Below are 18674 nucleotides of genomic sequence, written 5' to 3'. Positions count from 1 at the left end.
CGGGTGTCGGAGAACGTGTCGGAGAACGAAGAGAGGGCGGGCAGGCCCTCGTACGAGCAGGCCCGTGACGAGCTGGCCGACGTGGTGAAGAGGCTGGAGGCCGGCGGGCTCACCCTGGAGGAGTCGCTCGCGCTGTGGGAGCGCGGGGAGAGGCTGGCCGCGCTCTGCGAGGAGTGGCTCGAGGGCGCCCGCGCCCGGCTCGCCGCCGCGATGGCGCAGCCCGGGGACGGCGACACCGGCGCGCCGTTCTGACGTCAGGGGGCGCCGGGGGTCGCCGACGGCGACGCGGGGCCCGACGGGTTCAGCCCGCCGCCCTTCGGCTGCGCCTCGAGCGATCCGGCCAGCACCGCGAGGTCCGCGTAGGGCGCGGTCCCCGTGACCACGAGGCTCACCCCGTCCGGCAGCGTCCGCGCCAGGGAGTTCGCCTCCTTGTCCGCACGGTGGTACTTCTGCCACGTGTGCCCGGCGACCTGCATCGTCCCCAGCGGCTTGCTGCTGTTGGTCATCCGCGGCACGTACTCCGACGCCTTCTCGTCGCTCTGCTCGAGCGCCGCGTACCGGTCGTCCGGCGTCACGAACCCCAGATGCCACGCGACCGGCTCGCCCGCCTCGTCCAGCCCGTGCACCCGCGAACTCGTCGGGCGCCAGCCCGCCGGCAGGCCCACCGGGGCGTGCACCGCGAACGGGGCGTCGTTGCGCATCACCCACAGCTGCGAGCCGTAGTCCACGGTCGGCAGGATCTGCTCGTCGGCGCGCGGCGTGACGACAAAGATCATCAGCGCCAGGATCAGGGACGCGCCCATCGCGAGGGTGAAGCCGCCGATCCCGGTGGTCAGCCGCTTGTACACGCCCGCACTGACCGGGATGGGCCGCGGGCCCGCCGCGCTCCCGGACGGCGCACTCTCCGGCGCGCTCTCCGGGGCGGCCTCGGTCTCGGTGTCAGGGGTCTTGTCGGTCACCCTCTCAGGATCCCCTACGGTTCCGGCTGCTCTAGACAGGGGGTGCGGTACGCGGGTTCCGGATGGTGCCGAGGATCCCCATGATCTCGGCCGCGAGCCGCCGCGCCGCGTCCTCGTCCTCCAGCAGCGAGATGTCGGACACCGCGCCCGCCATCGCACCGGTCAGCACCATCACGAGTGCCTCGTCCACGCCGCCGTCGGCGGTGTGGAACAGCGCGGCGTTGCGGCGGGCCCACTTGCCCAGCCGCTGCCGCATCGCGCGGTCGAACCCCGGCGGGCCGTCGCCGGAGATGAACAGCCGCGAGACGTCCCGTTCCTCCAGGCAGCCGTCGAGGTAGGCGCCCGCCCCGGCGATGAACTGCAGCATCGGGTCGGTCTCCCCGGCCTCCCGCGCGGCGCTGATCGCCCGCCGGGTGCGCTCCTGCTGCCGGGCCTGGAACTCCTCGAACAGCGTCAGGTAGAGGTCGGCCTTGCCGTTGAAGTGGTGGTACAGGCTGCCGACGCTGGCTCCGGCCTTCGCGACGATGTCGGTCACCGCGGCCTGCGCGAACCCTGACTCGCAGAAGACGTCCCGCGCCGCGGCCAGCAGGGCTCCGCGCGTCGCGGCCCCGCGGTCGGACGTCCGCGCGGGCGTCGCGGTGGCGCCCCCGCCCCCGTTCTGTGTCACCTCGCCGGAGGGAACGTCGATGTCGCTGCTCATGAGCCCAGAGATTACGCCCTCTCCCGGTGGGAAACGATCCCTTGCCCGGAGGACCGTCCGATTTCACGGTGCCGGTCCACTCCGCGCTCGGCTGGTCTGGTCCAATTTGTGGCCCGGCGTCGGCCAACGGAGAATCCGAGGCACCATCGACCGAAAGGGCCGCCGCGACATGTCCGAAGAATCCACCGTCTCCTCCCCGCTGACGACCGACCCCGCGGCGCCCGACCGCAACCTCGCGATGGAGCTCGTCCGGGTGACCGAGGCCGCCGCCATGGCCGCCGCCCGCTGGGTGGGGCGCGGCGACAAGAACGGCGCCGACGGCGCCGCGGTCAACGCCATGCGCCAGCTGATCAACACGGTGTCCATGAAGGGCGTCGTGGTGATCGGCGAGGGTGAGAAGGACAACGCCCCGATGCTCTACAACGGCGAGGAGGTCGGCAACGGCGGCGCCGAGTGCGACGTGGCGGTGGACCCGGTCGACGGCACCCGCCTCACCGCGCTCGGCATGAGCAACGCGATCGCCGTGCTCTCCGTCGCGCCGCGCGGGTCGATGTTCGACCCGTCCGCCGTGTTCTACATGGAGAAGCTCGTCACCGGCCCCGAGGCCGCCGACGTCGTCGACATCGACCGCCCGATCGGCGACAACATCCGCGCCATCGCGCGCGCGAAGGGCTCGGCGCCGAACGACGTGACCGTCTGCATCCTGGACCGGCCGCGGCACGAGGGCATCGTCAAGGAGGTCCGCGAGGCGGGGGCCCGCATCAAGTTCATCATGGACGGCGACGTGGCCGGCGCCATCATGGCGTCCCGTCCCGGCACCGGCGTCGACCTCCTCCTCGGCATCGGCGGCACCCCCGAGGGCATCATCGCCGCGTGCGCGATCAAGGCGCTCGGCGGGGTGATCCAGGGCCGGCTGTGGCCGCAGGACGACGAGGAGCGGCAGAAGGCGATCGACGCGGGCCACGATCTGCGCCGCGTCCTGACCACCGACGACCTCGTCACCTCCGACGACGTCTTCTTCGCCGCGACGGGCATCACCGACGGCGAGCTGGTCGACGGGGTCCGGTACGACAAGGGCATCGCGACCACGCACTCCCTCGTCATGCGCTCCCGCAGCGGCACGATCCGCACCATCTCGAGCGAGCACAAGCTGTCGAAGCTGCGGGCCTACAGCGCGATCAACTTCGACGCCGCGGTCTAGGAGTTTCGGGCCCGGCCTGCTCGCCCGGCGGCTCGCAGGCCGGGCCGGGGATCTCCGCCGCCGGCGCGGATCGGGGTTCCCCGGCCCCGAGCAGGGTCACTCCGCCGCACGCGGAGCCCCCGGCCGCACAGGACCTCGGGCCACACGGAACCCCAGGCCACACGGGACCCCGGCCCACGCGGAGCCCCGGCCCACGCGGACCCCCAGGCCGCACGGGACCTCGGACCTCGCGGAGTCCCGGGCCGCGCGGGGGTTCGGGGGGAGGCCCGGACGGGGCGTTCGGGGGTGTTAGTCGCGGGTGAGGCGGGCGCGGACGCGCTGGCGGAAGGTGCGCTTGGGGGCGCGGGCCCGGACGGAGCCGAACAGCAGGGTGCCGGCCACCTCGATGGTGGGGCCGTCGGGGGCGGGGCGGGTGCGGACCTCGCGGGGGCTGAGGATCGTCCGGCCGGTGACGTCGACGCGGACGCCGTCGGGGACGAGCAGGCGGACGCGTCCGGCGAGGACGAGCGAGTCGAGGACGATGTGGCGGCGCTGCAGGACGGCTTCGCGCAGATCGAGTTCGACGGTGCCGAAGAGCGCGACGAGGGGGAGCTTCACGGGCACGACCCAGCGGCCGTCGCGGCGGGTGCGGCCGAAGACCACCGAGACGGGCCGGTCGTCCACGAGGATCGGCTGGGCCTCCTCGGGGGAGAGATCGCCGGTGAGGCCGGTGAGTTCGCCGAGGGTGCGGGCGGCGTAGGCGGCGGTGGTGCGCTCGCCGTGCTCGGCCATCGTGAGGCGGCCGTCGGCGAGGGCCTCGCCGAGGACGGCGACGACGCGTTCCCGGTCGGCGTCGGACGCGCGCAGGTCGCGGACGCGCGTCGCCTGTTCGGCGGCCGGGCGGGAGGGGATGTCCACTCCTAGAGGTTAACGGGCGGAGCGGCCGGGGCCGCGGAAAACGGGTGGGGATTTGTCCGCGTCACTACTTAGGGTTCCCGTATGACCTTGCAACGAGCGCCGGAGGAGGTCGAGGCCGGGCCCGCGGCGGCGATCAGCCTGCGGGGCGTGGTGAAACGGTTCGGCGACTTCACAGCGGTGGACGGGCTCGATCTGGAGGTGCCGTCCGGCGTCTGCCTGGGGCTGCTCGGCCCGAACGGGGCCGGGAAGTCGACGACGATGAAGATGCTGACGGCGCAGGCCGTGCCGACCGAGGGGACGATCGAGGTGCTGGGGTTCCCGGTGCCTCGGGAGTCCAAGCGCGCGCGGGCCGCGATGGGGGTCGTCCCCCAGCAGGACAACCTCGACGAGGAGCTGACCGCCCAGGAGAACCTGGAGGTGTTCGCGCACCTGTACCGGGTGCCGCGCGGGGAGCGGCGGCGGGCGGTGGACGACGCGCTGGCGATCGCGCACCTGACCGAGCGCCGGGCGACGAAGGTGGACGACCTGTCGGGCGGCATGCGGCGGCGGCTGCTGATCGCGCGGGGCCTGGTGCACCGGCCGCGGCTGGTGCTGCTGGACGAGCCGACCGTGGGCCTGGACCCGCAGGTGCGGGCCGAGCTGTGGGGGCTGATCGACGGGCTGCGGGCGCGGGGCACGACGGTGCTGATGTCGACGCACTACATCGAGGAGGCCGAGCGGCTGGCGGACGAGTGCGCGCTGATGTCGCACGGCCGGGTGATCGCCCGGGGGACGCCCGGCGAGCTGGTCGCCGAGTACGCGGGCGAGCGGGTCGTGGAGCACTACGGTCCGCCGGACCGGCTGGCCGAGGTGGAGCGGCTCGCGCGCGGGGCGGACCTGCCGACGCGGCGGACGGGCCCGTCGGTGTCGGTGCTGAAGGCCGAGACGATCGCGCCGTCGCTGGAGGACGAGCTGGGGCCGGGCGGCGTCCGCCGCGCGGCCAATCTGGAGGACGTGTTCGTGGTGCTGACCGGGGAGAGCGTCGAATGACCGTCACACGCGCCGCGCCGGCGGCGGAGCGCGCGCCGCGGCTGCGCAGGTTCGAGATGGCGCCGATCCGGGGTGTCTGGCGGCACGAGTTCGCGCTGTACAAGCGGTACTGGGCGTCGCAGTCGTTCGCGTCGATGGTGGAGCCGACGTTCTTCCTGCTGTGCTTCGGCTACGGGTTCGGGTCGATGGTCGCGGTGATCGGCAACTTCCGGTACCTGGACTTCGTGGCGACGGGCGTGGTGGGGACGGCGGCGCTGTTCACGTCGGTGTTCCCGGGGATGTTCAACGGCTACATCCGGCGGGTGTTCCAGCACACCTACGACGGGATGCTGGCGGCGCCGGTGGACGTGCACGAGCTGGTCACCGCGGAGGCGTCGTGGATCGCGGCGAAGTCGGCGGTGTACTCGTGCACACCGCTGGTCGTGGCGCTGTTCTTCGGCCTGGATCCGGCGTTCGGGATGCTGCTGGTGCCGCTCGCGACGTTCTTCACCGCGCTCGGCTTCGGCCTGTTCGGGATGTGGGCGTCGTCGGTCGTGCCGTCGATCAACTCGTTCGACTACGTGATCACGGGCGTGGTGACGCCGCTGTTCCTGATCGCGGGGACGTTCTTCCCCGTGGACGCGCTGCCGGGCTGGGCGGAGACCGCGGCGAAGCTGAACCCGCTGTACCACTGCGTGCAGCTGGTGCGGCACATGGTGTTCGGGCTCGAACCGCTCGCCGACCTCGTCCACCTGGGCGTTCTGGCGGCGTTCGCGGCGCTGATGTGGGTGCTCGCGGTGCGGGGCATGCGGCGCAAGCTCATTGACTGACGGGCGGCCCCCTCTCTACGCTGACGCGAATCTTCCTCACGTTAGAGGGGCGGGGGTCGCATGGACGTCGGGGACCGCCGGGCGCGCGCGTCCACCTACACCGCGTTCGCGGTCCAGGGGCTGTGCTTCGCGTCGCTGGTGACGCAGGTTCCGCGGATCCAGGACGCGCACCGCCTGAGCGACGCGACGCTGTCGCTCGTCCTGCTGATGGTCCCGCTGATCGCGGGGGTGGGCAGCGTCGCGTCCGGCGCGCTGTTCCGCCGGGTCGGCAGCGGCCCCGTCCTGCGGGTGTCGCAGCCGGCCGTGGCCCTGACGATCGTGCTGATCGGGCTGACCGGCGACAACGACCCGGCCCTGTACGCGGCGGTGGCCCTGTTCGGGCTGTTCGTCGGGGCGGTGGACGCGTCGATGAACGCGCAGGCCGTCGCGGTGGAGCGCCGGTACGGGATGAGCCTGATCACCGGGTTCTACGCGGTGTGGAGCGTCGCGGGGATCCTCGGCGGGCTGTGGGCGTCGCTGGCCAACGGCATCGACCTGCCCCTGTCCGCCGGGTTCGGCATCGCCGCCGCCGCCGGGATCGCGGCGTCGCTGTCCACCGGGCACGGCCTGTACCGGCGCGCCGAGGAGGGCGACGGGCCGTCCGCCGAGGCGCTGAGGGCCGCCGGACGGCGGGTGCCGTGGCGGCCGATCCTGGTGGTGGGCGCCGCGATGGCGGTGGCGTACCTGGCCGACTCGGCGATCTCCAACTACGGCGCCAAGTACCTCGACGACGAACTGGGCGGGGCCGACTGGGTCGCGCCGCTCGGCTACGTCGCCTACCAGGTCGCGATGGTGGTCAGCCGCGCCGTCGCCGACCTGGCCGTGCGCCGCGCCGGCGCGGTGCCGGTGGTGCGGCTCGGCGGCCTCGTCGGCCTCGTCGGGATGGCCGGGGTGGTGGCCGCGCCCAGCGCGCCCGTCGCGATCGCCGCGTTCGCCGTCGCCGGGCTGGGGCTCAGCGTGATCGCCCCGGTGTCGTTCACCGCCGCCGGACGGGTGGACCCGACGGGCCTCGGCGTCGCGGTGGCCCGGGTCAACATCTTCAACTACGTCGGGTTCGTGCTGGGCGCCGCCGTGGTGGGGGCGGTGGAACCGCTGAGCGCCGACCACGGCCTGCGGCTCGCGTTCGTCGTCCCGACGCTCCTGGTGCTGGTCGTGTTCGCGACGGCGAAGGGCTTCGACCCGCCCCCGGCCGCGAAACCCGCACCGGACCCGGACGCCGCCGCACCGCCCCGTCCGGCCGAGCCCACCGCCACCTGACGTCCGGCGGCGGTCGAGTCCCCGGGGCACCGACCCCGGGGACTCGCGGGACGCGTCCGCGTCAGGACTCCTCGAGGGCGGCCACCGCGCGCTCGCCCGCGTCCTGCGCCTCTTCGGGGGACATGTCCTCGATCGCCCGGGCGAGCGCGACCTCGGCGGCGTCGGCCGCCGCGCGCAGGGTCACGGCGTGCTCCTGCGCCCGCGCGAGGTCGCCCAGGCCCACGCAGTCGAAGGCGACCTGCCCGTCGTGCACGGCCATCTTCAGCTGCCGCGCCGCCTCTTCCAGACTCATCCGTACCTCCTCCACCGGGAAGTGTTTTCCTACCCCCGCGTCCCGGGGGCAACCGCTTGGCCGAGCAGTTCCGCCGCCTTGACCAGCCGCCCCTCCCCCAGCCCGGCGAAGCCGAGGACGAGCGCGGACGGCGCGTGCGCGGCCCGTCCGGGCGACCACATCGGACGGGCGCCCGCCAGCGACAGCCCGTCGCGGGACGCGCGGGCGATCACCCGGTCCTCGTCGCAGCCCGGCGGCAGTTCCACGTAGAGGTGGATGCCCGCCGGGACGCCGTGCACACGGGCGCCGGGCACGTGCCGGCGGATCGCGTCCGCCAGCGCGTCCCGGCGGACCCGGTAGCGGCGCCGCATGCCGCGCAGGTGCCGGTCGTACCCGCCGCCGCGCAGGTACTCGGCCAGCGCGTACTGCGGCAGGACGGGCGGGCCGAGGTCGGTGTGCAGGCGGTGCATCCGCAGGCGCGCGGCCAGGGGCGGCGGGACGGCCGCCCAGCCGAGCCGGATCGCGGGCGCGAGCGTCCTGCTGACCGAGCCCAGCAGCACCACCCGGTCGGGGGCGACGCCCTGCAGGCAGCCGACGGGTTCGCGGTCGTAGCGGAACTCGGCGTCGTAGTCGTCCTCGAGGATCAGCCCGTCCGCCCGCCGCGCCCACGCGACCAGCTCCGCGCGCCGTGCCGGGGACAGGACGGCGCCGGTCGGGTACTGGTGCGCGGGCGTGACGAGCACCGCGCGCGCGTCCGTCCGGGCGAGCGCCGCGACGTCGAGGCCCTGCCCGTCCACCGGGACGCGCACGAGCCGGACGCCGGTCGCCTGCAGCACCGGCAGCTGCCGGACGCTCGCGGGGTCCTCGACGGCGAGGACGGTGTGCCCGTCGGCGCGCAGCAGCCGGATCAGCGCGGACAGCGCGTGCGTCACCCCGTTGGTGATCACGACCCGGTCGGGGTCGGTGTGCGCGGCGCGCGCCCGTCCGAGGTACCCGGCGAGCTCGCCCCGCAGGACGGGCGCGCCCGCGGGATCGGGGTAGGCGAGGGCGTCGTCCGGCAGCGCGCGCAGCCCGGCGCGCTCGGCGGCCAGCCAGCGGTCGCGGGGGAACGCCGCCAGGTCGGGCCGTCCGGGCGACAGGTCGTAGTCGGCGGGGGTGCGGGGAGCGGGAGGCGCCGGCGGGGCGGGGGCGCCGTCGGGGCGGGCGAGGGGCGCGATGCGGGTGCCGTCGCCGCGGCGGGCGATCAGGAAGCCCTCCGCGGTGAGCTGCTCGTAGGCGGCGACGACGACACCGCGGGACACGGCCAGGTCCCGGGCGAGGTCGCGGCTCGACGGCAGCCGGGTCCCCGCGCCCAGCCGGCCGGACCGGACGCCCGCCCGCAAGCCCGCGGCGAGCTGCGCCGCCAGCCGGCCGGCGGACCGGTCGAGTGGGAGTTGAAGATCGGTCACACCCGTTCAGCGTCCGAAGGTATGACTTGTGTCACGGTCCGGCGAATGGTCCGGGATCTCGCGACATCTTCGACGCGTCCGGCGGACCACTCGTCCACCGCCGGCCGCACCGCCGGCCGCACCGGCAGGCGCACCGGCAGGCACCGCCGCCGGACCGGAGTCGTACCCTGTGAGGCGGCCCCTATCGGAATCGCGCGAGGATCTGCCTGAGATGCCTGAATTCTCCTACACCGACCTGCTGCCCCTCGGGACGGACGACACCGAGTACCGCCTGCTCACCACCGAGGGCGTCTCCACCTTCGAGGCGAACGGACGAACGTTCCTGCAGGTCGAGCCGGAGGCGCTGCGGCTGCTCACCGAGACCGCGATGCGCGACATCTCGCACCTCCTGCGGCCCGCCCACCTCGCGCAGCTCCGCAAGATCCTGGACGACCCGGAGGCCTCGCCGAACGACCGGTTCGTCGCGCTCGACCTGCTGAAGAACGCGGGCATCGCGTCCGGCGGCGTCCTCCCGATGTGCCAGGACACCGGCACCGCGATCGTGATGGGCAAGCGGGGCCAGCACGTCCTGACCGACGGCCGGGACGAGGAGCACCTCTCGCGGGGCGTGTACGACGCGTACACGAAGCTGAACCTGCGCTACTCGCAGATGGCGCCCGTCTCCATGTGGGACGAGAAGAACACCGGCAGCAACCTCCCCGCGCAGATCGAGCTGTACGCGACGCCCGGCGACGCCTACAAGTTCCTCTTCATGGCCAAGGGCGGCGGCAGCGCGAACAAGTCGTTCCTGTACCAGGAGACGAAGGCCGTCCTGAACCCGAAGCGGATGCTGTCCTTCCTCGAGGAGAAGATCCGCTCGCTCGGCACGGCCGCGTGCCCCCCGTACCACCTGGCGATCGTCGTGGGCGGCACGTCCGCCGAGTACGCCCTCAAGACCGCGAAGTACGCCTCCGCGCACTACCTGGACACGATGCCGACCGAGGGCTCCCCGCTCGGGCACGGCTTCCGCGACGTGGAACTCGAGCAGCAGGTGTTCGAGCTGACCCAGAAGCTCGGCATCGGCGCCCAGTTCGGCGGCAAGTACTTCTGCCACGACGTCCGCGTGATCCGCCTCCCCCGGCACGGCGCGTCCTGCCCGGTGGCCATCGCGGTGTCGTGCAGCGCCGACCGGCAGGCCCTCGCCAAGATCACCGCAGAGGGCGTCTTCCTGGAGCGGCTGGAGACCGACCCCGCCCGGTACCTCCCCGACACCACCGGCGAGGACCTCGACGACCAGGTTGTCTCGATCGACCTCAACCGCCCCATGGACGAGATCCGCGCCGAGCTGACGAAGTACCCGGTGAAGACCCGGCTCTCCCTCACCGGCCCCCTCGTCGTGGCCCGCGACATCGCGCACGCGAAGATCAAGGAGCGACTGGACGCGGGCGAGCCGATGCCGCAGTACCTGCGCGACCACGCCGTCTACTACGCGGGCCCCGCGAAGACGCCCGAGGGCTACGCGTCCGGCTCGTTCGGCCCGACCACGGCCGGGCGGATGGACTCCTACGTCGAGCAGTTCCAGGCCGCCGGCGGCTCGTTCGTCATGCTGGCCAAGGGCAACCGCTCCCAGCAGGTCACCGACGCCTGCAAGACCCACGGCGGCTTCTACCTCGGCTCCATCGGCGGCCCCGCCGCCCGACTCGCGCAGGACTGCATCAAGAAGGTCGAGGTCCTGGAGTACCCCGAGCTGGGCATGGAGGCCGTCTGGAAGATCGAGGTCGAGGACTTCCCCGCGTTCATCGTCGTGGACGACAAGGGCGAAGACTTCTTCGCCGACTCCTCGGGCCCGGTCCTCACCATCGGCCGCCGCTGAGCGACCACGGTCGGCCTCCGCTCGCAGGGCTCGCTACGGCCGCCCGGGACCGACCGGCCGCCGCCCAGGGCCGACCGGCCGCCCCCTGGGTCAGACCGGCCCCCGACCGGGGCAGACCCGCCGCCCGGGGCAGACCCGCCGCCCGGGGCAGACCCGCCGCCCGGGGCGGACCGGCCGCCGCCCAGGGCGAACCCGCCGCCGCCCAGGGCCGACCGGCCGCCCCCTGGGGCAGACCGGCCGCCGCCCGGGGCCGACCGGCCGCCGCCTGGGGCGCGAAGCCCCGGGCGGCGCAACGGACCCGCCACCCGAACCTCGAACACCCAACCCCACGACGGACCCACCACCGGGGACACGAAGCCCCAAGACCCACGGCAGGCACCGCCGTGGGGGTTGGAGGCGGTCGGTTAGGGGTTGATAGATCACGGTATCTGCCCGAAATCGAACTTCGTCGTGAGACTGCCGGATGACCGGATGGCCACTCCGGTATCTTTTCGCCCATGTCTCAGTCTGAGCGCCTCGTTCTCGCGACGCGCTACCGGCTGGTCTCGGAAATAGGCCAAGGTGCCAACGGCACCGTGTGGAGAGGCCACGACGAACTCCTCGACCGCGCCGTGGCGATCAAGGAGTTGCGACTCCCCGAGGACCTCTCCGAGGACGACCGGGTCGTCTTCTACCGCCGTACCCTGCGGGAGGCGCGCGCGCCCGCGCAGTTGCGGACGCCGTCGATCGTCGAGGTGTACGACGTCGTCATCGAGCAGGGGCGGCCCTGGATCGTGATGGAGCTGATCGAGGCGCCGAGTCTCGAGGAGCTCGTCGAGCGGGACGGGCCGCTGCCGCCCGACCGGGTCGGGGACATCGGGCGCAAGCTGCTGGACGCGCTCGGCATCGCCCACCGGGCCGGGATCGTGCACCGCGACCTGAAACCGAGCAACGTCCTGCTGGACGGCGACCGGGTGGTGCTGACCGACTTCGGGCTCGCGTTCTCGTCGGGTTCGGCCAGCCTGACCAAGACCGGGCATTTCATGGGTTCTCCGGCGTACGTGGCGCCCGAGGTGGCGGCCGGGGAGAAGGCCACGCCGAGGTCGGACCTGTGGTCGCTGGGCGCGACGCTGTACGCGGCGCTGGAGGGCCGTCCGCCGTTCGAACGCGACAACGTGATGGCGACGCTGAGCGCGCTGGCGAACGAGCCGGCGCCGGTCCCGGCGAACGCGGGGGCGCTCGGGCCGGTCATCACGGGCCTGCTGGACAAGAACCCGACGCGGCGGCTCAGCCACGCGCGGGCGGCGGACCGGCTGGAGCGCGCCCTGTCGGGGCCGCGGTCGGGTCGGCGGCCGGCGACGCCGCGGCGCCGGTTGACGGTCGTGGCGGCGCTGGTCGCGGCGACGGTCGCCTCGTGCGGGGTCGGCGCCACGGCGCTGGTGGTCGGGATGATGCGGGAGGGCCCGGAGCCCTCGTCCACCCCGGCGCCGTCGACGACGAGCGCGGCGGCGGGCGGGACGGTCCCGGCGGGCGTCGCGTCCAGCACGCTCGTCGTGCGAGCCAAGGGCGACTCCTGCAAGATCTTCGTGTCGGTGCCGGGCGCGGCGATGCAGGTGCTCAGCGACGAGACGCTCGTGCGCGGGGAGGCGCGCAAGTACGACCAGCAGCGGCTCAACGCGGTGATCTACGACTCGTCGGCCTGCGATGTCTGGATGAACGGACGGCACGAGCCGGGCGGGGCGCCCGGCGAGCGCAAGAGCTACACCGTCACCCGGACGATCGGGGGTTGAAGATCACGTTCCGGCGGGGAATGCCCCCGCTTCCCGGACGGCTGTCCCGAGGGGAGTGGGGAAGGACCCCGGACAGGAGGTGTCGCACATGACCGAGGATTTCCGGATCGAGCACGACTCCATGGGTGAGGTCCGGGTTCCGGCGTCGGCCAAGTGGCGGGCGCAGACGCAGCGGGCGGTCGAGAACTTCCCGATCTCGGGGCGGACGCTGGAGCGCGCGCACATCGCGGCGCTCGGCCGGATCAAGGCGGCCGCGGCGGTCGTGAACGGCGAACTGGGCGTCCTCGAGCCGGACGTCGCGGCGGCGATCGCCGCCGCCGCCGCGGAGGTCGCGGACGGGCGGTGGGACGACCAGTTCCCGATCGACGTGTTCCAGACCGGGTCCGGGACGTCGTCGAACATGAACGCCAACGAGGTGGTGGCGACGCTCGCGGAGGAGCGCCTCGGACGTCCGGTGCATCCGAACGACCACGTGAACGCGTCCCAGTCGTCGAACGACGTGTTCCCGTCCTCGATCCACATCGCGGCGACCTGGGCCGTCGTGGACGATCTGGTGCCCGCGCTCCGGCACCTGCGGGACGCGCTGCACGCGAAGTCGCGCGAGTTCGCGACCGTGGTGAAGGCCGGCCGCACGCACCTGATGGACGCGACGCCCGTCACGCTCGGCCAGGAGTTCGGCGGGTACGCGGCGCAGGTGAACCACGGGGTGGAGCGGCTGCAGGCCGTGCTGCCGCGGCTGGGGGAACTGCCGCTCGGCGGGACGGCGGTCGGCACCGGGATCAACACGCCGGACGGGTTCGCGCCGCGGGTCATCGCGGAGATCGTGCGGGCGACGGGGCTGCCGCTGGCCGAGGCGCGCGACCATTTCGAGGCGCAGGGCGCGCGGGACGGGCTGGTGGAGGCGAGCGGGGCGCTGCGCACGATCGCGGTGAGCCTCACCAAGATCGCGAACGATCTGCGCTGGATGGGGTCGGGGCCGCGGGCGGGGCTCGCCGAGATCCGGCTGCCGGACCTGCAGCCCGGTTCGTCGATCATGCCGGGCAAGGTGAACCCGGTGATCCCGGAGGCGGTGACGCAGGTCGCGGCGCAGGTCGTCGGGAACGACGCGGCGGTCGCGTTCGGCGGGGCGTCGGGGAACTTCGAGCTGAACGTGATGCTGCCGATGCTCGCGCGGAACGTGCTGGAGTCGACCACCCTGCTGGCGAACGCGTCGCGGCTGCTCGCGGACCGGTGCGTGGCGGGCATCGAGGCGGACGCCGAGCGGATGCGCGAGTACGCCGAGTCGTCCCCGTCCATCGTGACGCCGCTGAACCGCTACCTCGGCTACGAGGAGGCGGCGAAGGTCGCCAAGCAGGCCCTCGCGGAGCGCAGGACGATCCGCGAGGTGGTCCTGGAGCGGGGGCACGTGGAGGCCGGGCGGCTGACGATCGAGCAGCTCGACGAGGCGCTGGACGTGCTGAAGATGACGGGCGCCCGCTGAGGGGCGCCCGCCGGGATCAGTAGAAGCCCGCTTCCTGGGAGTGGCTCCAGGCGCCGCAGGGCGTGTCGTACCGGTCCTTGATGTAGCCGAGGCCCCACTTGATCTGGGTGCGGGCGTTGTTCTCCCAGTCGGGGCCGGCGGAGGACATCTTGGAGCCGGGGTTGGCCTGCGGGATGCCGTACGCCTCGGAGCTGGGGTTGTCGGCGTGGACGTTCCAGCCGCTCTCCTTGTCCCAGAGCTTGACCAGGCAGCCGAACTGGCCGTCGCCGCCGAACCCGAAGTCGGGCAGCATCGCCTTGGCGATCTGCTGGGCCTCGCCCGCCGGAACGGGGTCGGCGACGCGGGCACCGCTGCCGCCGCCGCTGCCCTCGTCGTCGTCCGGGGCCTCCCGCGTCTTCTCCGGCTCCGGCTTCTTGGTGGGGAGCGGCTTCCCGACGGCCTGCAGTGCCGGTTTCCCGCCGCCGTCCCGGCCGGTCTCGGCGGCGGCCCGCTCGAGGGCCTTCTCGTGCCGGACCTTCTCCATGACCCGCGGGTCGATGGTGGGGGTCGGGGCGGCGGCGTCGGCGAGCGGCCGGTTCGGCCCGACGGTCGTCTCGCCGTCGCCGCTCAGCGCGAACGCGGTGACCGCTCCGCCGCCGACCGCGACGGCCGCACCGGCCGCCACGGCGGCGGCGCGCAGCCCGTTGCGGGCGGCGGGGGCCTTCCGGTCGGCCCTGCGGCGCCCGCCGCCGCGCCTGCCCGCACGGGCCCCCGCACGAGCGCCCGCACGGGTCCCCGCACGGGCCGGGCCGCGGCGGCGCGGACCGGTGGCGGGCTCCTCCGGGGGCTCGCCGGTCCCCGTGTCGTCCGCGAGGCCGGTGGCGGGCATGTCCCATGCCGTGTCGTTCGGATCCGAGCCCTGCGGTTCCGCCTGGACGGTCGCGAAGCCGAGCGTGTCGCCGCCCGGCGCCCACCGCCCCGTCTCCCCGGCCTCCCCCGGGGACGGTCCGGCGACGCGGACGTCCTCGTCGTGCGGGTGCGGGCCGGTGTGCTGTCGTTCGTCTCGCCTAGATCGTTGATGGGGGTTTGCCGAACCGGCGGCGGGCATGGCGAAGGGCGCCCATGATCAGTGTGTGAAGACAAACCTGGACGCCCTTCTGACCGCACTCTACGTCCATCTGGACGACCACGTCCTGCGATCGGCCGACCGGCCCCGCAGACGCGGCCCCGCCCGGACCCTCAACGACGCCGAACTGGTCTGCGTCGCCATCGCCCAGGTCCTGCTCGGGTGCGATTCCGAGCGCCGGTGGCTGCGGACCGCGCCCGCACGGATCGGGCACCTGTTCCCCCGGCTGCCCGGCCAGTCCGAGTACAACCGGCACCTGCGCGACGCCGCCCCCGCCCTGGCGGCCGCAGCGGCGTGGCTGGTCCGCCGGATCCCGTCCTGGCACGACCGGCTGCGGCTGATGGACGGCACCCCGCTGCGCTGCGGCGCCTCCCGCACCACCGTCCACCGCTCCGCCCTGGGCGAGATCGCCGGCTACGGCATGGACAAGTCCCACCACGCCTTCTACTGGGGAGCCAAGCTCATGCTGATCACCACCCCCGAAGGCGCAGTGTGCTCTTTCAGCGTGGCCCACCCCAAGGAACTGGACGAGCGCAAGCAGGCGATCCACCTGCTGCACACCCGGCCGCCCGCCCCGGGGCCCTGCCCGATCGTGTGCGACAAGGGATTCGCCGGAGCCGAGGTGGAGAAGACCGCCGCCGGCCTGGGCCACCTCCTGATCCGGCCGGTGCGCCAGGACGAGCCCGAGCCGCCTGTCAAGGTGTTCCCGGCCTGGCTGCGCCAGCGCATCGAGGCCGTCATCTGGACCCTGAAGAACCAGCTCGGACTGGAACGCCACGCCGCACGCACCACCGAAGGGCTCTGGACGCGCCTGTGCCAGCGCATCTGCGCCCTCAACGCCGCCATCTGGCACAACTGGCTCATCGACGCCCCGGTCAAGCGGTCACTGATCGCCTATGACCACTGACCGAGGCACTCAACAACCCCCATCAACGATCTAGGGGACCCGGGATGGTCTCCGGACAAGGCGGTCCTTCCGACGGTCGCGCGCGCATGGGCACGCACGCGAACGGCTTCCATCCCCCGCCGCCCGCGCCGCCCGGAGGACGGACGGCCGCGGCCCGGAGCGTCGCGGCCCGTCCGGCACGCGCGCTCTCGGGACGCGCGGCGGCCGGGTGCACCGCTCTGGGGATGCTTACGGGGAGACACAATGCCGGAGCCCGCGGTCCGCTCCGCAACCAAAACGAGACATGAGCCGACGGCGTCCCGGTTGTCAACTCGCCGGTAACGCGCCGGAAACGACTGCCCGACCTGCGATTCCGCACGCCCCCGAGCAGCCTGTGTCCTTAGTCACAGATCCACTGACGGAAGCGTCACGATCACGGTCAGTACAGGGCAATGTGGCGCAGAATACGCCGCCCCGGTGACCGCGGGTCACCGGGGCGGCGCGGAGCGTGCCGTCAGCCGGTCACGTCACCCAGCATGTCGGTCACGAGTTCGGCGATCGGGGACCGTTCCGACCGCGTCAGCGTCATGTGCGCGAAGAGCGGGTGGCCCTTCAAACGTTCCACCACCGCGGCGACGCCGTCGTGCCGCCCGACCCGCAGGTTGTCGCGCTGCGCGACGTCGTGCGTCAGCACCACCCGGGAGCCCGCGCCGATGCGCGACAGGACGGTGAGCAGGACGCCGCGCTCCAGCGACTGCGCCTCGTCGACGATGACGAACGAGTCGTGCAGCGACCGGCCGCGGATGTGGGTGAGCGGGAGCACCTCGAGCATGCCGCGGTCGAGGACCTCCTCGATGACGTCCGGGGTGGTGACCGCCGACAGGGTGTCGTAGACGGCCTGCGCCCACGGCGACATCTTCTCGTTCTCCGAGCCGGGCAGGTAGCCGAGCTCCTGCCCGCCGACCGCGTAGAGCGGGCGGAAGACGACGACCTTGCGGTGCCGCCGCCGCTCCAGGACGGCCTCCAGGCCCGCGCACAGCGCCAGCGCGGACTTCCCGGTGCCCGCGCGGCCGCCGAGCGAGACGATGCCGACGTCCTCGTCCATGAGCAGGTCGAGCGCGATCCGCTGCTCGGCGGACCGGCCGCGCAGCCCGAACACCTCCCGGTCGCCGCGCACCAGCTTCACCGACTTGTCCGGCAGCGTGCGGCCGAGCGCGGAGCCGCGCTCGGTCAGCAGCCGCAGGCCGGTGTGGCACGGCAGGTCGCGCGCCTCCTCGATCTCGGCCGTGCCCGCGTCGAACAGGCCGTCGACGACGCCGCCCGGCAGCTCCAGCTCGCGCATCCCGGTCCAGCCGGACTCGACGACGGCGAGCTCGGCGCGGTACTCCTCGGCGGCCAGGCCGACGGCGGACGCCTTCACCCGCATCGGCAGGTCCTTGGAGACCAGGACGACGTCGCGGCCCTCGCGCGCGAGCCACCCGGCCACCGACAGGATCCGGGTGTCGTTGTCGCCGAGCCGGAAGCCGTCCGGGAGGACGCTCGGGTCGGAGTGGTTCAGCTCGACGCGGATGGTGCCGCCGACGTCGCCGTCCGGTCCCTCGATCGGCAGCGGCTCGTCCAGCCGGCCGTGCGCGAGCCGCAGGTCGTCCAGGGTGCGCAGTGCCTGCCGGGCGAAGTACCCGAGCTCGGGGTGGTGCCGCTTCGCCTCGAGTTCGGAGATGACGACGATGGGGAGTACGACCTCGTGCTCGGCGAACCGGGTCATCGCCCCCGGGTCGGCGAGCAGGACGCTGGTGTCGAGGACGTACGTGCGCCGCGAGTCCGGAACGGGCGTTCCGGAGGTGTTCCCGGACGGGCCGGGGCGGCGCGCGGAGGTTGTGGCCACTCGATCTCCCTGAGAAGAGGGGAACTACCGGTGGCGCCGTGGTCCGCCCGCATGCGGCCGCGTCCCCCGGTCCGGGGGCGGTCTCGGGCGGTGGGGGCCGGGGGCCGGCCGTCAGGTACCGTAGCGCCGGTGCCGCGCGGCGTAGGAGCGGATGGCACGGAGGAAGTCCACCTTGCGGAAGTCCGGCCAGTGGACCTCGCAGAAGTAGAACTCCGAGTGCGCGCTCTGCCAGAGCATGAAGCCGGAGAGACGCTGCTCCCCCGACGTGCGGATGACCAGGTCCGGGTCCGGCTGGCCGCGCGTGTAGAGATGCTCCGCGATGTGCTCCACGTCGAGGGACTCGGCGAGTTCCTCGATGCTGGTGCCACGGCTCGCCTGCTCGACGAGCAGAGAGCGCACCGCATCAGCGATCTCACGCCTACCCCCATACCCAACTGCGACGTTCACAATCAGGCCCGGGGCGTTCGATGTTGCTTCACCGGCATCTTTCAGGACACGGGCGGTTTCGTCCGGCAGCAGATCCAGCGCGCCGACGGGTTTGACGTGCCATCCCTCGGCGGCCAGGCCGCGGACGGTGTTCTCGATGATCCGCAGGAGCGGCTGGAGTTCCTTCGCGGGGCGGTTGAGGTTGTCGGTGGACAGCAGCCACAGCGTGACGAGCTCCACACCCGCCTCGGTGCTCCAGTGCAGCAGCTCGGAGATCTTCCGGGCGCCGGCCTGGTGGCCGGTGTTCACGTCGGCGATCCCCATCGACCTGGCCCAGCGCCGGTTGCCGTCCAGGATGACGCCGACGTGCCGCGGGGTGATGTCGGTGGGCAGGGACGACTCGACGCGGCGCTCGTAGATCCGGTAGACGATGTCGCGGAACGCGGCGTACGGGCCGCTGCGGCGGACCGCGGTGGTGAGCGGGCCGTCGCCGGTCCCGGCGCCCGCGATGCGCTCGCGCACGGCGTCCCCGCGCGCGCGGTCCCCGCGCGCGCCGTCACCGCGGTGCGTTCGCCGAATCCCCATGGTGGGCGTCCCTTCGAGCGGCCGTCCCGTGCGGGAAGGACGCTCAATTATGGCGCGACGGCGGTACCGTCCGGCC

Annotated in this window: 17 protein-coding genes; 9 read left to right on the top strand and 8 right to left on the bottom strand. The window is 73.4% G+C overall.

All coding sequences use genetic code 11. The annotated features are described in order from the left end of the window. Positions 1 to 3: 3 nt before the first annotated feature. Positions 4 to 252 (top strand): exodeoxyribonuclease VII small subunit, encoded by a 249-nt coding sequence (locus F7P10_RS30625; protein ID WP_254716108.1) that lies wholly within the window; start codon positions 4 to 6, stop codon positions 250 to 252. Between the two features lie 2 nt (positions 253 to 254). Here F7P10_RS30625 and F7P10_RS30620 read toward each other — a convergent pair whose 3' ends face one another. Both F7P10_RS30620 and F7P10_RS30615 read right to left on the bottom strand, forming a co-directional pair. Continuing rightward, positions 255 to 959, bottom strand: a complete 705-nt coding sequence (locus F7P10_RS30620) for a DUF4245 domain-containing protein (protein WP_151014568.1) — start codon at positions 957 to 959, stop codon at positions 255 to 257. Positions 960 to 990: 31 nt separating this feature from the next. Then, complete coding sequence (locus F7P10_RS30615) at positions 991 to 1659, bottom strand: TetR/AcrR family transcriptional regulator (RefSeq protein WP_151014566.1); 669 nt, start codon at positions 1657 to 1659, stop codon at positions 991 to 993. A 169-nt stretch (positions 1660 to 1828) separates the two neighbouring features. On the opposite strand from F7P10_RS30615, the gene glpX reads away from it, so the two are divergent. Beyond that, the gene (glpX, locus tag F7P10_RS30610) at positions 1829 to 2860 is read left to right on the top strand and encodes a class II fructose-bisphosphatase (RefSeq protein ID WP_151014565.1); all 1032 of its coding nucleotides are present in this window, start codon (positions 1829 to 1831) and stop codon (positions 2858 to 2860) included. A gap of 288 nt (positions 2861 to 3148) precedes the next feature. On the opposite strand, the gene F7P10_RS30605 is transcribed toward glpX, so the two are convergent. After that, positions 3149 to 3757, bottom strand: coding sequence for a DUF1707 domain-containing protein (locus F7P10_RS30605; RefSeq protein ID WP_151014563.1), 609 nt, complete (start codon positions 3755 to 3757; stop codon positions 3149 to 3151). 81 nt (positions 3758 to 3838) lie between these two features. Between F7P10_RS30605 and F7P10_RS30600 the strand changes: the two genes are divergently transcribed. Genes F7P10_RS30600 through F7P10_RS30590 form a run of 3 tightly spaced genes read left to right on the top strand, consistent with a single transcriptional unit; the run spans position 3839 to position 6891 of the window. Next, positions 3839 to 4786, top strand: a complete 948-nt coding sequence (locus F7P10_RS30600) for an ABC transporter ATP-binding protein (RefSeq protein WP_176611722.1) — start codon at positions 3839 to 3841, stop codon at positions 4784 to 4786. Continuing rightward, complete coding sequence (locus F7P10_RS30595) at positions 4783 to 5595, top strand: ABC transporter permease (protein ID WP_151014561.1); 813 nt, start codon at positions 4783 to 4785, stop codon at positions 5593 to 5595. The genes F7P10_RS30600 and F7P10_RS30595 overlap by 4 nt, the downstream gene beginning before the upstream one ends. 60 nt (positions 5596 to 5655) lie before the next feature. Beyond that, complete coding sequence (locus F7P10_RS30590; RefSeq protein WP_151014559.1) at positions 5656 to 6891, top strand: MFS transporter; 1236 nt, start codon at positions 5656 to 5658, stop codon at positions 6889 to 6891. Positions 6892 to 6952: 61 nt separating this feature from the next. Here F7P10_RS30590 and F7P10_RS30585 read toward each other — a convergent pair whose 3' ends face one another. Then, positions 6953 to 7183, bottom strand: a complete 231-nt coding sequence (locus F7P10_RS30585; protein WP_151014557.1) for a hypothetical protein — start codon at positions 7181 to 7183, stop codon at positions 6953 to 6955. A 29-nt stretch (positions 7184 to 7212) separates the two neighbouring features. Further along, the gene (locus F7P10_RS30580; protein WP_151014555.1) at positions 7213 to 8610 is read right to left on the bottom strand and encodes a PLP-dependent aminotransferase family protein; all 1398 of its coding nucleotides are present in this window, start codon (positions 8608 to 8610) and stop codon (positions 7213 to 7215) included. Between the two features lie 211 nt (positions 8611 to 8821). On the opposite strand from F7P10_RS30580, the gene F7P10_RS30575 reads away from it, so the two are divergent. The 3 genes from F7P10_RS30575 to F7P10_RS30565 all read left to right on the top strand — a co-directional run bounded on the left by F7P10_RS30575 (position 8822) and on the right by F7P10_RS30565 (position 13711). Then, positions 8822 to 10462 (top strand): fumarate hydratase, encoded by a 1641-nt coding sequence (locus F7P10_RS30575; RefSeq protein ID WP_151014553.1) that lies wholly within the window; start codon positions 8822 to 8824, stop codon positions 10460 to 10462. Between the two features lie 497 nt (positions 10463 to 10959). After that, positions 10960 to 12231, top strand: a complete 1272-nt coding sequence (locus F7P10_RS30570; RefSeq protein WP_151014551.1) for a serine/threonine-protein kinase — start codon at positions 10960 to 10962, stop codon at positions 12229 to 12231. A gap of 88 nt (positions 12232 to 12319) precedes the next feature. Then, positions 12320 to 13711 (top strand): aspartate ammonia-lyase, encoded by a 1392-nt coding sequence (locus F7P10_RS30565; protein ID WP_151014549.1) that lies wholly within the window; start codon positions 12320 to 12322, stop codon positions 13709 to 13711. A gap of 16 nt (positions 13712 to 13727) precedes the next feature. On the opposite strand, the gene F7P10_RS30560 is transcribed toward F7P10_RS30565, so the two are convergent. Further along, entirely contained in the window at positions 13728 to 14798 is a 1071-nt protein-coding gene (locus tag F7P10_RS30560; RefSeq protein ID WP_151014547.1) for a lytic transglycosylase domain-containing protein, read from the bottom strand. 25 nt (positions 14799 to 14823) lie between these two features. On the opposite strand from F7P10_RS30560, the gene F7P10_RS30555 reads away from it, so the two are divergent. Next, on the top strand, positions 14824 to 15723 hold the full coding sequence (locus F7P10_RS30555) for a transposase (protein ID WP_151007737.1): 900 nt from the start codon (positions 14824 to 14826) through the stop codon (positions 15721 to 15723). A gap of 493 nt (positions 15724 to 16216) precedes the next feature. On the opposite strand, the gene F7P10_RS30550 is transcribed toward F7P10_RS30555, so the two are convergent. Together F7P10_RS30550 and F7P10_RS30545 are read right to left on the bottom strand one after the other, a co-directional pair. After that, a complete protein-coding gene (locus F7P10_RS30550) occupies positions 16217 to 17467 on the bottom strand; it encodes a PhoH family protein (protein ID WP_254716818.1) in 1251 nt (416 codons plus the stop codon). Between the two features lie 231 nt (positions 17468 to 17698). Continuing rightward, complete coding sequence (locus F7P10_RS30545; RefSeq protein WP_151014544.1) at positions 17699 to 18598, bottom strand: isoprenyl transferase; 900 nt, start codon at positions 18596 to 18598, stop codon at positions 17699 to 17701. Positions 18599 to 18674 lie beyond the last annotated feature (76 nt).

The sequence above is a fragment of the Actinomadura sp. WMMB 499 genome (assembly GCF_008824145.1).
Classification (GTDB): Bacteria; Actinomycetota; Actinomycetes; order Streptosporangiales; family Streptosporangiaceae; genus Spirillospora.
The sequence above is the reverse complement of the archived record's forward strand: the minus strand, read 5'-3'. Positions and strand labels throughout refer to the sequence as shown.

What these genes read in the sequence shown, in the direction of transcription:
- F7P10_RS30615 (WP_151014566.1), bottom strand. Translation starts at nt 1,659, where the DNA reads ATGAGCAGCGACATCGACGTTCCCTCCGGCGAGGTGACACAGAACGGG.
- glpX (WP_151014565.1), top strand. Translation starts at nt 1,829, where the DNA reads ATGTCCGAAGAATCCACCGTCTCCTCCCCGCTGACGACCGACCCCGCG.
- F7P10_RS30600 (WP_176611722.1), top strand. Translation starts at nt 3,839, where the DNA reads ATGACCTTGCAACGAGCGCCGGAGGAGGTCGAGGCCGGGCCCGCGGCG.
- F7P10_RS30595 (WP_151014561.1), top strand. Translation starts at nt 4,783, where the DNA reads ATGACCGTCACACGCGCCGCGCCGGCGGCGGAGCGCGCGCCGCGGCTG.
- F7P10_RS30590 (WP_151014559.1), top strand. Translation starts at nt 5,656, where the DNA reads ATGGACGTCGGGGACCGCCGGGCGCGCGCGTCCACCTACACCGCGTTC.
- F7P10_RS30585 (WP_151014557.1), bottom strand. Translation starts at nt 7,183, where the DNA reads ATGAGTCTGGAAGAGGCGGCGCGGCAGCTGAAGATGGCCGTGCACGAC.
- F7P10_RS30575 (WP_151014553.1), top strand. Translation starts at nt 8,822, where the DNA reads ATGCCTGAATTCTCCTACACCGACCTGCTGCCCCTCGGGACGGACGAC.
- F7P10_RS30570 (WP_151014551.1), top strand. Translation starts at nt 10,960, where the DNA reads ATGTCTCAGTCTGAGCGCCTCGTTCTCGCGACGCGCTACCGGCTGGTC.
- F7P10_RS30565 (WP_151014549.1), top strand. Translation starts at nt 12,320, where the DNA reads ATGACCGAGGATTTCCGGATCGAGCACGACTCCATGGGTGAGGTCCGG.
- F7P10_RS30560 (WP_151014547.1), bottom strand. Translation starts at nt 14,798, where the DNA reads ATGCCCGCCGCCGGTTCGGCAAACCCCCATCAACGATCTAGGCGAGAC.
- F7P10_RS30550 (WP_254716818.1), bottom strand. Translation starts at nt 17,467, where the DNA reads ATGACCCGGTTCGCCGAGCACGAGGTCGTACTCCCCATCGTCGTCATC.
- F7P10_RS30545 (WP_151014544.1), bottom strand. Translation starts at nt 18,598, where the DNA reads ATGGGGATTCGGCGAACGCACCGCGGTGACGGCGCGCGCGGGGACCGC.